Origin of the sequence: Dietzia kunjamensis (assembly GCF_045689975.1) — a bacterium.
In the GTDB taxonomy this organism is placed as follows: Bacteria; Actinomycetota; Actinomycetes; order Mycobacteriales; family Mycobacteriaceae; genus Dietzia; species Dietzia kunjamensis.
On record NZ_CP143297.1, the window covers coordinates 3184035 to 3197463 of the forward strand.

General features: G+C 72.1%; 13 protein-coding genes. 5 read left to right on the forward strand and 8 right to left on the reverse strand.

The annotated features are described in order from the left end of the window. Positions 1 to 28: 28 nt before the first annotated feature. Complete coding sequence (locus tag VZF99_RS14930; protein ID WP_407335215.1) at positions 29 to 1042, reverse strand: hypothetical protein; 1014 nt, start codon at positions 1040 to 1042, stop codon at positions 29 to 31. Positions 1043 to 1055: 13 nt separating this feature from the next. Further along, positions 1056 to 1616: a type 1 glutamine amidotransferase domain-containing protein gene (locus tag VZF99_RS14935; protein WP_067719144.1), complete on the reverse strand. Its 561-nt coding sequence runs from the start codon at positions 1614 to 1616 to the stop codon at positions 1056 to 1058. A 194-nt stretch (positions 1617 to 1810) separates the two neighbouring features. On the opposite strand from VZF99_RS14935, the gene VZF99_RS14940 reads away from it, so the two are divergent. Beyond that, on the forward strand, positions 1811 to 2437 hold the full coding sequence (locus tag VZF99_RS14940; RefSeq protein ID WP_407335216.1) for an LmeA family phospholipid-binding protein: 627 nt from the start codon (positions 1811 to 1813) through the stop codon (positions 2435 to 2437). 6 nt (positions 2438 to 2443) lie between these two features. On the opposite strand, the gene VZF99_RS14945 is transcribed toward VZF99_RS14940, so the two are convergent. Continuing rightward, the gene (locus VZF99_RS14945) at positions 2444 to 4000 is read right to left on the reverse strand and encodes an adenylate/guanylate cyclase domain-containing protein (RefSeq protein ID WP_227022203.1); all 1557 of its coding nucleotides are present in this window, start codon (positions 3998 to 4000) and stop codon (positions 2444 to 2446) included. Between the two features lie 247 nt (positions 4001 to 4247). On the opposite strand from VZF99_RS14945, the gene VZF99_RS14950 reads away from it, so the two are divergent. After that, complete coding sequence (locus tag VZF99_RS14950; RefSeq protein WP_407335217.1) at positions 4248 to 5870, forward strand: DEAD/DEAH box helicase; 1623 nt, start codon at positions 4248 to 4250, stop codon at positions 5868 to 5870. Between the two features lie 122 nt (positions 5871 to 5992). Here the strand turns inward: VZF99_RS14950 and VZF99_RS14955 are convergent, their stop codons facing one another. From VZF99_RS14955 to VZF99_RS14965, 3 genes are all read right to left on the reverse strand, one after another. Beyond that, positions 5993 to 6817, reverse strand: a complete 825-nt coding sequence (locus VZF99_RS14955; RefSeq protein ID WP_407335218.1) for a thioesterase family protein — start codon at positions 6815 to 6817, stop codon at positions 5993 to 5995. Positions 6818 to 6839: 22 nt separating this feature from the next. Further along, complete coding sequence (locus VZF99_RS14960; RefSeq protein WP_407335219.1) at positions 6840 to 8042, reverse strand: fatty acid desaturase family protein; 1203 nt, start codon at positions 8040 to 8042, stop codon at positions 6840 to 6842. 93 nt (positions 8043 to 8135) lie between these two features. Further along, positions 8136 to 9164: an LLM class flavin-dependent oxidoreductase gene (locus VZF99_RS14965; protein ID WP_407335220.1), complete on the reverse strand. Its 1029-nt coding sequence runs from the start codon at positions 9162 to 9164 to the stop codon at positions 8136 to 8138. A gap of 167 nt (positions 9165 to 9331) precedes the next feature. On the opposite strand from VZF99_RS14965, the gene thiM reads away from it, so the two are divergent. Together thiM and thiE are read left to right on the forward strand one after the other, a co-directional pair. Further along, a complete protein-coding gene (gene thiM, locus VZF99_RS14970; protein WP_372509942.1) occupies positions 9332 to 10138 on the forward strand; it encodes a hydroxyethylthiazole kinase in 807 nt (268 codons plus the stop codon). After that, on the forward strand, positions 10135 to 10848 hold the full coding sequence (thiE, locus tag VZF99_RS14975; RefSeq protein ID WP_407335221.1) for a thiamine phosphate synthase: 714 nt from the start codon (positions 10135 to 10137) through the stop codon (positions 10846 to 10848). The genes thiM and thiE overlap by 4 nt, the downstream gene beginning before the upstream one ends. 88 nt (positions 10849 to 10936) lie before the next feature. On the opposite strand, the gene VZF99_RS14980 is transcribed toward thiE, so the two are convergent. Together VZF99_RS14980 and VZF99_RS14985 are read right to left on the reverse strand one after the other, a co-directional pair. Then, positions 10937 to 11617 (reverse strand): potassium channel family protein, encoded by a 681-nt coding sequence (locus tag VZF99_RS14980; protein WP_407335222.1) that lies wholly within the window; start codon positions 11615 to 11617, stop codon positions 10937 to 10939. Then, positions 11610 to 12986 (reverse strand): TrkH family potassium uptake protein, encoded by a 1377-nt coding sequence (locus VZF99_RS14985; RefSeq protein ID WP_120285426.1) that lies wholly within the window; start codon positions 12984 to 12986, stop codon positions 11610 to 11612. The genes VZF99_RS14980 and VZF99_RS14985 overlap by 8 nt, the downstream gene beginning before the upstream one ends. Positions 12987 to 13075: 89 nt before the next feature. Between VZF99_RS14985 and VZF99_RS14990 the strand changes: the two genes are divergently transcribed. Next, entirely contained in the window at positions 13076 to 13423 is a 348-nt protein-coding gene (locus VZF99_RS14990; RefSeq protein WP_407335223.1) for a VOC family protein, read from the forward strand. Positions 13424 to 13429: the final 6 nt, after the last annotated feature.

Sequence of the window (13429 nt, forward strand, 5' to 3'; positions counted from 1 at the left end):
GGGTGGCGTGGATCACCCGAAAAGGGGCCTACTTCGTCGTCGTCGTCGCCCGGATGACCTCCGCGGCGCGGTGTGCCGCCCCGTCCACCCCCCACCACGACCGGATCCCGGCGGCCTCGCCGTCGAGGGCGCGGTCCACCTGTGCGCGCACCTCGCGCGCGACCGCCGTCGGGCCGTCGCCGTAGCGCAGGACCGACGCGCCGGGGATGGAGCTGAGCGCCTCGGCGGTGGCGTCGTGTTCGCCGTACTCGTGCTTCCCGGGGACGACGACCAGCGGCACATCGGCGCAGGCCGCGTCGGCGACGGACGCCTGACCCGCGCCGGTCACCACGACGTCCGCAGAGCTCAGCACGGGCCAGGGGTCGGAGTGCCACTCGCCGTCGGGCCCGCCCAGTTCCACCCAGTCCGTCACGCCCAGCTCCGCCGCGGTGGTCCGCACGGCGCGCCAGAAGCGGTGGTCACCGCCGGTGCCGGAGGCGTTGAGGTGGACGACACGGGGGCGACGACGAGCCCGCTCCTCGCGTCCGCGTCGCTCGAACCGTGAGACGCCCCCGATCTCGCTCACCCGCTTCTCCGCCCGCGCCACGGTTTCGCGGTGCACGCCCGGCGGCCAGGCGGCGATGAGCCTCTCGGCCGCCCGGCACCGCAGCAGATGCGGTTCGTCGTCGCGCACCCCCGGGGGCAGGGTGCTCACCATGGGTGTACCGGTCATGCGGGCGGTCAGCGACATCGCCGGGGAGCCGTCGACCCACAGCGCGCGGGGGCGTTCGCGGTCCATCCACGCCACGGCGGCACGACGGGCGGCGAGGGTGATCTCGTCCCGCGCCGGCGGTCCGGCCGCGTGCGCGGCGGCGGGCCCGGTCCGTGCGTCCGGCTCTGACGGCAGGTGGACCACGCGGGTCCCGGGGGGACGCTGGGTGTCGTCGAAGGGGCCGGTGACGAGCATCGTGACCTCGTCGCCCCGGTCGCGGAGCGCGGCGACGACCGGCAGCACCCGGTGCAGGTGCCCCCGTCCACGGTTGTGGACGTACACGCCGATCATCGCCCGGTCGCCCCTAGGCCGACCCCCGGGCGGCGCCGACGAGCGCCTCGCAGAAGGCCGGGAGATCGTCGGGCCGGCGGCTCGTGAAGACCCCGTCGTCGCTGACGAGCTCGGAGTCGACCCACTCCGCGCCAGCGTTGACCAGGTCGGTCCGCAGGCTCGGGAAGGAGGTGACCTTCCGGCCGCGCACCACGTCCGCCTCGATGAGGACCCACGGCGCGTGGCAGATCGCGAACACCGGCTTGCCAGCCTCGACCATCTCGCGCACGAGGGTCACCGCGTGCTGGTCCCCGCGCAGGGCGTCCGGGTTCGCGACGCCGCCGGGCAGGACGAGCACGTCCACGTCGGCTGCGGAGATGTCCGCACTCGTGCGGTCCACGGGCCGGGTGCCGGCCGGGCTGAGGTGATCGACCAGCCCGACCTCGCCGTCCTCCGTGCTGACGAGGACCGGCCGGAAGCCGGCGTCGGAGACGGCGTCCCACGGTTCGGTGAGCTCGACGCGCTCGATCCCCTCGGAGGCCACGAGGAAGGCGACGGTACGGGTGTCAGTGAGTGCATCCTGTGTCTCGGTCATGATCCCGATCGTGAGGTCCTGCCCGCCGCGCCGCAACCGGTCCGGCGACGGTAGACCCGGCTGCTCCGGTCCGGCACGATACCCCCATGGGCAGACGAGATCGGATGGACCGCAGAGGGCGTCGCGACAATAGGCGCGGTGGGTGCGGGTGCGGGTGCTCGCTGGTCCTGCTGCTCCTGCTTCTGGCGGGCCTGGTGGTGGCCGCGGAGTTCGGCGCGCGCTGGTACCTGTCGGACCGGGCCGAGCGCGAGGCGTCGGCGGAACTCGGGGCGCCGGTGTCCGTGGAGTTCGGGACCAGTCCCGTGTTGTGGGACCTGGCCACGCAGCAGGCCGTGGGCACGGTCCGCCTGACCTCCCCCGGTGACGCTACCGTGCCGCGGATCGACGTGACCGGCTACTCGGTCTCGCAGGTCGACGGTGGCATCCGCGCCGAGTCCGCGGACGGCACCGCCACACTCAGCGCCGATCAGCTCGCGGCGGCCGCGGCGGAGGGCAACCCAGCGGAGGGCTCGCCGATCGCGGGCATGACGGAGGTGCGCTCGGTGCGCCCCGACGCACCGGCCGGACTGCTGCGCGCCGACATCGGCGGCATCGCGGAGATCGGGGTGCAGCCCGGGGTGAACGACGGGCAGCTCACGCTCACGCCGCAGCAGACCTCGCTGCTGGGGTTCCCGCTGCCGGACGGGCTGTTCTCCGGCATCACCGGCACCGTCGACACGACCATGGCCTCACTGCCCGAGGGAGTGGTGATCGAGGACGCGCGCGTGGTCGACGACGGCCTCGAGGTGATGCTCGGCGGGCGTGACGTGGTGCTGCGCTAGGGGTGGTCAGTCGGGCGCCGGCGCGCACAGTCTCGTGGGCTCGGTGCGGCCGCGCACGACCTCGGACCCGACCTCCTGCCAGCGGCCACGCTCGGACTCCGCGGCGGCGTCGGCCGCCACGCCGGAGGCCAGCACCAGGCCGGGCTGCTCCTTGGCCAGCTCGCACAGCCGCGAGGCCTCGTTCACGGCGTCGCCGATGACGGTGTACTCGAAGCGGTCGTCCGAGCCCACGTACCCGGCCACGACGTCCCCGTAGGACGCCCCTATGCCGGCGCGGCAGTCCGGCACCCGCGCGGGCAGGCGCTCGGCCAGCACCCGCGCGCAGGCCAGGGTCGCGGTCGCCGGGTCCGCCATCGACCGGGGCGCGCCGAACACGACGAGCGCGGCATCGCCGAGGAAACTGTCGACGATGCCGTCGTACTCCTCCACGGTCTCCACGACCACGGAGAAGAACCGGTTGAGCACGTCCACCACCTCGCCGGCCTCGGACCGCACGGCCATCTCGGTCGAGCCGATGAGGTCGACGAACACCACGCCCACGCGCGAGTCGCGCCCGCCCAGCTCCGGATCGTCGAGCTCCGCGGCCTCGGCAACCTCGCGCCCGACGTGTCGACCGAACAGGTCGCGCAGCCGTTCGCGCTCCTGCAGCCCCGAGGCCATCTCGTTGAACCCGCGCTGCAGCTCACCGAGCTCCGTGGCGTCGTAGACCACCACGCGCCGAGAGAGCGTGCCGTCGCTGATGTCCTGCATCGCCCACCGGACGCTGCGCAGCGGGGCGATCATCGACCCCGTCGCGAGGGAGATGAGGAGGAACCCGGCCAGGAGGGACGTGGCACCCAGGACGATGACGACGACGGCGAGGCGTTCCAGCGACAGGGCGCGGCCCGCGAGTGTGTAGATCGCGACGATGATCAGGCCCGTGACGGGCACCCCGCTACCCAGGGCCCACGCCACCCGGAGCCGCGTCATGGCGCCGAGGAACCGGGCCCGCGGGGCGCGGCCCGTGGACAGTGCGACCGCCGCCACGGGCCGCAGGCCGAAGTCGGCGAGCAGGAACGCGGCGCCGCACACGACCATGCCGGCGAAGGAGATGGTGAACCCGACCACCGGGATCGACGTGGGGTCGACCAGGCCGTACGCGGGGGTGACGACCGCGACGCCGAGCAGCCACAGGAAGGCCTGGATGAGGGTGATGCGGGCGGGCAGGCGCAGGGTCCGGGCGCGGTCACGGTCGGTGGGCTCGCGGCCGTCGAGGAACCACCGGACGCGGCGGTAGACCGCACCGGTGACCCAGATCGTGCCCACGATGACCGCCATCGTCACGTAGACGGGCACCACGATCACCGAGGGGACGAGGAACTCCCGCGACAGCACCGCCGGGCCCGGCAGCACGAAGAAGACCAGCACCACGGCCACCGCGACGCCCACCAGGTTGGAGGCGAGCAGGGTCAGGAGCAGCAGGATCCGGACGCGCCACGCGCGCAGGCGGGCGGACTCCTCCTCCCGGCCGAGAAGCACCGACCCCAGTTCCGGTCGACGCAGCAGGGACAGGTCTATTCGCACGCCTCGTATCGTGCCACCACGGGGAGGCGATCGTGATGCCCTCGTCACACCCGGGCCGCGGGGCTGGGGTGTGGGGCCCGCTACGCGTAGGGTGGTCCTCGGACGGCCCGCACCACTCTTGCCTCGGGCCGTGCGGTTGTCGACCTCCCCGTGGTCGCGCACCGGGCGCATCGCTCATCGAAGTGGATGCGACTCCCCGCGAGCGCGCCGGGCAAGACGCCATTCTCTATGTACGGAGCCTTCTCCCTTGTCACGTTCTTTCGCCGATCTCGGCGTTCCTTCCCCCCTGCTCGACGTTCTCGGCAGCGCGGGGATCACCACCCCCACCCCCATCCAGTCGGCCACACTGCCGGACGCCCTGACCGGCCGTGACGTGCTGGGCCGCGGCCGCACCGGTTCCGGCAAGACCTACGCGTTCTGCATCCCGCTGGTCGCCCGCCTCGCCGCGTCCGGCGGCCGCCGCGCCCGCAACTCCCCGCGTGGGCTGATCCTGGCGCCGACCCGTGAGCTCGCCCGGCAGATCAACGAGACCCTCGAGCCGTTGGCGAACTCGATGGGCCTGAAGACCACCGTCATCTTCGGCGGCGTCTCCCAGGGCCGTCAGGTCGAGGCGCTCAATCGTGGCGTCGACATCGTCGTGGCCTGCCCGGGTCGTCTCGAGGACCTCATGGGGCAGAAGCACTGCCGCATGGACTCGATCGAGATCAGCGTGCTGGACGAGGCCGACCACATGGCCGACCTGGGCTTCCTGCCCGGCGTCACCCGGATCCTCGCGGCGACCCCGTCCGGTGCGCAGCGACTCCTGTTCTCCGCGACCCTGGACTCCGGCGTCCAGAAGCTGGTGACCAAATTCCTCACCGACCCCGTGGACCACTCGGTCGACGACGGCACCGCCACCTCCGGCCCGACCGCCCACCACGTGGTGCGCGTCGACGCCGACGACCGCGTCCGCGCCCTGGCCGACCTCGCCGTGGCGCACCCGCGGACCGTGATGTTCACCCGCACCAAGCACGGTGCCAAGCGTCTGGCCAAGCAGCTCACCGGCCGCGGAGTCGTGAGCGTGGACCTTCACGGGAACCTGTCGCAGAACGCCCGCGTGCGTAACCTCGACGCGTTCTCCTCCGGTGCCGCGACCGTGCTCGTGGCCACCGACATCGCCGCCCGCGGCATCCACGTCGACGACGTCGGGCTGGTCGTCCACGCCGATCCGCCGGCCGAGCACAAGGCCTACGTCCACCGTTCGGGCCGCACCGCCCGCGCGGGCGCCATCGGCACCGTCGTGACCGTCGCCACCTCCGACCAGGTGCGCGAGGTGCGGTCGCTGCTGCGCGCGGCCGGGGTCACCGCCGGCGAGATCGAGCTGCCCATCGGCGCCGATGCCGCCGTCGCGTTGGCCGACGCCCCGGAGCCGCCCGCGCACGTGCCGTCCGACGACGGCGCCGAGGGCCAGTCCGTCCGCGGGCAGGCCCGTCGCAGCCGTGGCCAGGGCCGTCAGAGCCAGAACCAGCAGCGTCAGGGCCGCGGTGCCAGTCAGGGGCGCGACGGCGAGCAGAGCCGCGGTGGCGGGCAGAGCCGTGACGGCGCCGGCCGTGGTGGTTCAGAACGCGGTGGTTCGGAGCGCGGTGGCCGCGACCAGCAGGGCTCCGGCACCGGCGGCGCTCGTCGTCGTCGTCCCCAGACCGCCGACGCCCACGGTGCGCCCCGCCAGGGCTCCGCACGTCAGGGCTCCGGCACCCGGGGCTCGGGCGGGCAGCGCTCGGCCGGCCAGGGTTCCGCGACCCAGGGCTCCGGCGCCCGGCAGTCGGTGGGCCAGGCGGCCGGGCGGCCCCGCAGCGACCAGCGTCGCCGCTCCACCCGCACCGCCGGCTGACCCGAGGGGAGGCACCCCTCCCCTCCCCACCCGAAATCCGCTACTCGAAATCCGGATCGGCTACTCCAATCGGACTAGCCGATCCGGATTTCGAGTAGCGGATTCTGGCGTTGGGGCGCCGGTCAGCCGAAGACTGTGATCGTCTGCCGGCTGATCGCCACCAGCTCGCCGTCCGGCCGCCACAGCATCGCGTGCGTGTGCGCGTATCCGTCACGGGCGGCATCGGTGGCGGCGGCGTAGCCGAGGATCGACTCGGCCGGGAACGCCTCCGGGCCCACCTCGGCGATCAGCTCCAGCGTCCACGTCAGGCTGCTGCCGGGCGCGAACCCGTCGAGCATCTGGATGGGAGCCGGCGGCCACGCGTCGGCCAACACCACCAGGTGCTCCTCCTCGAACCGCTCCGGTGCCTCGCGCAGTGACGCCCACCCGGACAGGTCGGCCGTCTCGGAACCGGAGAACGGCAACTGGCCACCGACCTGCCGCAGCTCGACAAACTGGTAGAACTCCGGCGTCAGCTTCTCGATGTAGGGGAACGCCTCGATCGCCGTCGGATCACCCAGCGCCGGCATCGGATGGGCGGGCGCGACCGAGATCGACGACTGCCGGTGCTTGCCGAACGCGGCCAGCGCGGTCGCGACGATCGCGCCCTCCTGCCGAACGGTCGCCTGGCACTGGACGACGTTGGACCCCACGCGCAGGATCTCGGCGTCGACCTCGACGGGGCCGGTCGTCGCGGGGCCGATGAACGACACGGTCATCGAGCGCAGCGGGTGGACGACGGGGGCCGAGCCGTCTCCGGTGTCCCTCCTACGCAGGCACCCCTTCATGGCGGCCAGCAGCAGGGCGCCGGTCAGGCCCCCGAAGATCGCCCTACCCTGCGTCCACCCCTGCTCGACCTCGACGGTCCCGCCGCGCGCAGCGGCCTCCAACATGTTCGTCAGCGACATGCGGTCATTCTGTCACCGGGGGTCAGCGGCTCTGGTGGGCGCGTCCCTTCCGGACCCCGTCCAGCGCGGTGGCCAGGCCGGGCATGCGCGGCCCGAGGGCGAACATCTTCTCGCTGCGGGTCTCCGGGGCGTCGTCGGCGGTGCGGCGGAGGAAACGGTCCGGCAGTGACAACCGCGCGATGGTGCGCCACGACTGCAGGTACTGCTTCCACAGGGGCCCGCTGACATACGGCAGGTCGTAGCGGTCGCACAGCTCGCGGACCTTGAGCGAGATCTCCGAGTACCGATTGGACGGCAGGTCCGGGAACATGTGGTGCTCGATCTGGAACGACAGGTTGCCGGACATGAGGTTCATCGCCGGGCCGCCGTCGAGGTTGGCGCTGCCGAGCATCTGCCGCAGGTACCACTCCGCCTGCGTCTCGGTCTCGATGTCCGACAGGGTGAACTTCTCGGCGCCGTCGGGGAAGTGCCCGCAGAAGATCACGGCGTTGGTCCAGATGTTGCGGATGATGTTGGCCGTGATCGTCGCGGTGAGGGCCTGGCGGCCACTCGGGCCGGCGAGTACCGGGAAGAGGACGTAGTCCTTGAGGATCTGCTGGCCGGCCTTGCGCAGGAACGCGCGGGCACGGCGGCGGTCGGCCGGGGACGCCTCGGGGTCGAACGCGTCGGACGTGTCGACCGCCTGCAGGCCGATCCCCCACTCGAAGCCGAGCATCAGGACCGCGTTGACGAGGACGTTCCCGGCGAACCTGGGCTCCCAGGGGATGTCGCGGGTCACGCGCAGGACACCGAACCCGACGTCGTCGTCGACGCCGACGATGTTGGTGTACTTGTGATGCAGGTAGTTGTGGGTGTGCTTCCAGTCGGCGGAGCTGCCGACGAGGTCCCATTCCCAGTTGGTCGAGTGGATCTCCGGATCGTTCATCCAGTCCCACTGGCCGTGCATGATGTTGTGGCCGAGTTCCATGTTCTCGAGGATCTTGGCCACGGCGAGGGTGCCGGTCCCGAGCGCCCAGACAGTGCGGTTGCGGGCGCCGAAGTACAGCAGCGCGCGGGCACCGAACTCCAGGCCGCGCTGGAGTTTGATGATGCTGTGGATGTAGCTGTAGTCGCGTTCTCCGCGGGAGGCGATGACCTCGGCGCGGATAGCATCGAGCTCCCGCCCGAGCTCCTCTATCTGGTCGGAGCTGAGGTGGGCGTATTCGCCGACATCGGAGATCGCCATACAGCCAGGATAGGCCGGTTCGGGTACCCACGGCTACGGCTGCGGGTCCGGCAGCCCTGCTTTCGTGATCAAGGGCACCCGATCCGACCGGCGTCAGTCACTCCAGGCGCGCCGCAACACTTCCAGGGAGCCGTGGATCCGCTCGACCGTCGATCCCACCGGCGCGATCATCAGTTCGTCGGCCCCCGCCGTGCGCGCGAAGTCGGTGAGGTACTCGCGCACCGCCGGCCCGTCGCCGACCGCCGTGTAGTGGATCATGTGCAGGATCTGGCGACCGCCGGCGGACTCCATGATCATGTCGAGTTCCTCGTCGGAGAACTCGCGTCCGCGGCCGGCCATGAGCTTGACCCGCTGGCGGCGGTACCACTGCAGTTCGCGTTCGGCCCGCTCGGTGTCGTCGTCGGCCACCACGTTGACGGCGGCGATCATGTACGGCTCAGCCAGCTGCTCGCTGGGCTGGAAGCGCTCGCGGTAGACCTGCGAGGCCTGTTCGAGGGCGTCGGGCGCGAAGTGCGAGGCGAACGCGTACGGCAGCCCGTAGGCGGCGGCGAGCTGCGCGCCGAACAGGGACGAACCGAGGATGTACAGCGGCACCTTGGTGCCCCGCCCGGGGATGGCCGCGATCCCGCGCGTGCGGGCGAAGTCGGAGGGCGAGTCGCCGAGGAACGCCTGCAGTTCGCGGACGTCGTCGGGGAAGTTCTCCGCCGCCGACGGTTCGCGGCGCAGCGCACGCAGGGTCTGCGGGTCGGTGCCGGGGGCGCGCCCCAGGCCGAGGTCGATGCGTCCGGGGTGTAGCTCGGCGAGGGTGCCGAACTGCTCGGCGATCACGATCGGCGAGTGGTTGGGCAGCATCACGCCGCCGGAGCCGAGCCGGATCCGCTCCGTTTGCGTGGCGATGTGCGCCATGAGTACCGCCGGCGCCGAGGAGGCGATGGACGGCATGTTGTGGTGCTCGGAGTACCAGACCCGCTCGTAGCCCAGTTTCTCCGCCTTCTGCGCCAGCGCCACCGAATCCTGCAGTCCCTCCCCGATGCTCTGGCCGGGGCGGACGGTCGCGAAGTCGATGACGGACAGAGGCAGGGCGGTACTGGACTGGGGGGAGCTGGTCTCGGGGGAGGTCATGCCCCGTGCAACCCGGGCCCCCGGCAGGCTATTCCTGTTGGCGCCCGGGCGGGGGCGGCAGACTGGGGGGCATGTCCCCCGCTGCTGACCGCCCCGCTGACCGCCCCACCGACAGCCCCGACAGCCCCGCCGGCCGTCCCGTCGACCTCGCCCGCCTCGTGACCGTCATGCGCGAGACCGGCCCGCTCGTGCACTGCCTGACCAACTCGGTGGTCCGGCAGATCACCGCGGACGTGCTGCTCGCCGCCGGGGCGGCGCCCGCGATGGTCGACCACCCCGACGAGGCCTCCGATTTCGCCGCCATCGCCTCCGGCGTGCTCATCAACGTCGGCAACCCGACGGCCGAGCAGGTCGAGGGCATGCACGCCGCGATCGCCTCCGCCCGCGCCGCCGGCACCCCGTGGGTGCTGGACCCGGTGGCGGTCGGCGGCCTGGTCCTGCGGACGGGGCTGGCCACCGACTGGCTCGAGGCCGGGCCCGCCGCGATCCGGGCGAACGCGTCGGAGACCATCGCGCTCGCCGGCACGGGAGCGGGCGGCCGGGGCGTGGATTCCACGGAGGATGTCCTTGCCGCCGAGTCCGCTGCCCGGGACCTCTCGGCCCGGTCGGGGGCCGTGGTCGCCGTGACGGGGCCGCGGGACCTCGTCGTCACCCAGCGCCCCGGCCACCTCGGCGAGGCCGCGCCTCCCACCCGCACCACGTGGGTCGAGTCGGGTCACCCGCTGCTGCAGAAGGTCATCGGCACCGGCTGCGCCCTCGGGGCGCTCACGGCGGCCTATCTCGGGGCGGCGCGGTCGGCAGGGATCGCGGACCACGACGCGGTGGTCGCCGCTCACGCCCACGCCGGCGCGGCGGGGACGGTCGCCGCGCGCACCGCGGCGGGCCCGGGCAGCTTCGCCGTGGCGTGGCTCGACGCCCTGTACACGCTGACCCCGGAGGAGATCGCGGGCCTGGTCACGGTGTCGGAGGCGTGAGCGGCGCCGGTGTCGACTGGCGGCTCTACCTGGTGACCGACCCCCACCTGGGCGGCGGGCGCGACGCGGTGCCGGGGATCGTCCGCGAGGCGGTGCTGGGCGGGGTGGGTGTGGTCCAGGTGCGGGACAAGGAGTGCGACGACGACGAGTTCGCCACGCACGCCGCCGCCGTCGCCGAGTCCGTCGCGCGGGCGTGCACCGAGACGGGCCGTGACGTGCCGGTGTTCGTCAACGATCGTCTCGACGTCGCGCGGGAGCTGGGACTGCACCTGCACATCGGGCAGCGGGACGTGCCGTTCGCTGCGGCCCGCGCGGTGCTGCCGGACGGGCTGATGCTGGGGTTGTCGATCGAGTCGGACGCGCAGTTGGCCGCGGCGATGACGGGGCCGGGACCGGCACCGGACGTGATCGGGGTGAGCCCGGTGTGGTCGACGGCCACCAAGACCGACACCGCCGACGCGCTCGGTCCCGAGGGTGCGGACCGGTTGGCCCGGGCCGCGCACTCGTACCGTCGAGCCGGGGGCGTCACCGGCGGGACCGACGCGGGCATCCGCGCGGTGGGGATCGGCGGGGTCACGCCCCTGACCGTCGCGCGGTTGGCCGCCACCGAGCTGGACGGGGTCTGCGTGGTCTCGTCGATCATGGCCGCCCCCGACCCGCGGGCCGCGGCCGCCGACCTGCTCGCCCGCTGGGACGCCGCACGCCGCTGATCCGGGCACGGGTGCAGGGACCGGGCACGGGTGCAGGATGCGGGCCCGGGGCGCAGGTCCGACCCGGCCCACGGGCGCGTGGCGCTCGTTATCTCTTGCGCTCGGAGAAGTCGGCGAACCGCTCCAGATCGCGGACGTGGCCGCACACGATGACGACGTCGTCCGCGCCGATGATGGTCTCCGGCTGGGCGTACTGGAACGGGCTGCCCGGGGCCTTGATGCCGACGATGTTGACCTTGTGACGCTTGCGCGGGTGGCAGTAGTCGATCGACTTGCCGATGACGTCCCGTGGTGGCCGCATCTTGACGATGGCGAAGTCCTCGTCGAACTCGATGAAGTCCATCATCTGGTTGGCCACCAGGTGGGCCACGCGGACGCCGGCGTCGTGCTCGGGGAACACCACGTGGTCGCATCCGATGCGAGTGAGGATCTTGCCGTGGGCCTGGTTGATCGCCTTGGCCCAGACCTGCTCGATCCCCAGGTCGACGAGGTTCACCGCGACCAGCACGGACGACTCGATCGAGGTGCCCACGCCGACGACGGCGGTGGAGAAGTCCTGGGCCCCGAGCTGTTGGAGCGCCTCGAGGTCGGTGGCGTCGGCCTCCACCACGTGGGTCAGGGAGTCGGCGTACCTCTGGACGAGTCCGTGGTCGCGTTCGACCGCGAGGACCTCCCGGCCCTGGCCGACGAGTTGGGTGGCGAGGGAGACTCCGAACCGGCCCAGGCCGATGATGAGGACTGGGGACTGGCGGCGGGTGCGATCAGCCAATGATCGGCCTCTCTGTGGGTAGGCGATACCTGGTCCGCTTTGCTCGCATGGTCAGCGCGGTGGCGAAGGTGATGATGCCGACTCGTCCGGCGAACATCAGCCCGGACAGAAGGTACACCCCCGCCGGCTCGAGTTCGGCGCTGAGACCTGAACTCAACCCGCAGGTGGCGAAGGCGGAGATGGACTCGAACAGGGGGCGCCCGAGATCCTCACCGGTGAGGATCATCAGGGCCAGGGCGGAGCCGGCGACCAGCGTGAGTCCCATCCCGGCCACGGAGACCGCGACCCGGATCGACGAGGTGGGCAGCGCGCGCCCGTGTGCCGTGGCGTCCTCCCGGCCCCGGGCCTCGGCGAGGAAGGCCAGGAAGATGACGGCCAGGGTGGTGACCTTGACGCCGCCGGCGGTCGAGACCGAACCGCCCCCCACGAACATCAGGGCGTCGGTGATGAGCATGGTCGACGCCGTCGTGTCGACGGGGTCGATGATGGCGAAACCCCCGGAGCGCATCATCACCGAGGCGAACACCGAGTGCTGCAGTTTGTCGACCACGCCCTCGCCACCGAGGGTGGCCCCGTTGCTCCACTCGAGCGCGGCGAACCCGAGGGCCCCGACGAGCATGAGCAGCACGCTGACTTCGACCGTGAGGCGGGTGTGGAGGTTCCAGCGTCCCAGGTGCCACTGGTGCTTCCACAGCACCAACAGGACGGGGAAGCCCAGACTGCCCAGGAACACGGCGCAGATCAGCGCCCAGAACACGACCGGGTCGTCGGCCACCGAAGCCAGGCCGTCGGGGTGGAGGACGAACCCGGCGTTGTTGAACGCCGATACCGCGTAGAACACCGCGCGCCACAGCCCGTCGCCGAACGCGCCATGCTGGGCGATGAACCGGGGCGCGAGGATGAGCGCGATCACGAGTTCCACCAGGGCGGACGAGACGACGATGGTCTTGATCAGCGACCGGACCTCGCCCAGTCCACCCGCCGACACGCCCGTCTGGGCGAGCAGCCGGGTACGCACCCCGAACTGCCGGGTCACCGAGAGTGCCAACAGGGAGGAGATCGTGACGATCCCCAGGCCACCGACCTGGATGCCCGCCAGGATCACCACCTGCCCGGCCGTGGACCAGTGGGTCGCGGTGTCGACGGTGGTCAGGCCGGTCACCGACACGGCGGAGGTGGCGGTGAACACCGCGTCGTGCAGGTGTGCGTGCTCTCCCGAGGACGTGGCCCAGGGCATCATCAGCAGCACCGTGAAGACCGCGATCGCCGCGGCGAACGCCAGGAGCGCCGAGCGGGCCGGGGAACTGTAGGTGAACGCCCGGGCTGCCTGCGCGCCCGAGGACAGGACCCCCGGAATCGTCGAGACCATGCCGCGAGGGTAATCCCGGCCGCCGCGTCGGCCACAGTTGGTGCGCGAAGCCGTTACTGAACGGCGTCAACACTCGTAACGTCGGCGGTATGCCACGGATCCCTCTCGAAATCACGCTGGTCGAGTTCCCCAGTACCTCGATGTCCGCCACGAGCGAGTTCCTCGCGACGGTCTGCGGCTGGGAGCCCACCGTGTACGGGGAGTCGTACGCATGCCTGGTCGGCGGGGGCATCGACGTGGGCGTGCAGGGGGACGACGACGAGCAGTCCCCCGCCCCGCTCATGGTGATCCGCGTGCCGGACCTCGACGAGGCCCGCGAGCAGGTCGAGGCCGCCGGTGGCGTGGTGACGTTCGGGCCGTTCGACTTTCCCGGTGGCCGCCGTTTCCATTTCCGTGAGCCCGGCGGGAGCGAGATGGCGATGTGGGTGCCGGCCTGATCGGCC

What these genes read in the sequence shown, in the direction of transcription:
- VZF99_RS14930 (WP_407335215.1), bottom strand. Translation starts at nt 1,042, where the DNA reads ATGATCGGCGTGTACGTCCACAACCGTGGACGGGGGCACCTGCACCGG.
- VZF99_RS14935 (WP_067719144.1), bottom strand. Translation starts at nt 1,616, where the DNA reads ATGACCGAGACACAGGATGCACTCACTGACACCCGTACCGTCGCCTTC.
- VZF99_RS14955 (WP_407335218.1), bottom strand. Translation starts at nt 6,817, where the DNA reads ATGTCGCTGACGAACATGTTGGAGGCCGCTGCGCGCGGCGGGACCGTC.
- VZF99_RS14960 (WP_407335219.1), bottom strand. Translation starts at nt 8,042, where the DNA reads ATGGCGATCTCCGATGTCGGCGAATACGCCCACCTCAGCTCCGACCAG.
- VZF99_RS14965 (WP_407335220.1), bottom strand. Translation starts at nt 9,164, where the DNA reads ATGACCTCCCCCGAGACCAGCTCCCCCCAGTCCAGTACCGCCCTGCCT.
- thiM (WP_372509942.1), top strand. Translation starts at nt 9,332, where the DNA reads ATGCGCGAGACCGGCCCGCTCGTGCACTGCCTGACCAACTCGGTGGTC.
- VZF99_RS14985 (WP_120285426.1), bottom strand. Translation starts at nt 12,986, where the DNA reads ATGGTCTCGACGATTCCGGGGGTCCTGTCCTCGGGCGCGCAGGCAGCC.
- VZF99_RS14990 (WP_407335223.1), top strand. Translation starts at nt 13,076, where the DNA reads ATGCCACGGATCCCTCTCGAAATCACGCTGGTCGAGTTCCCCAGTACC.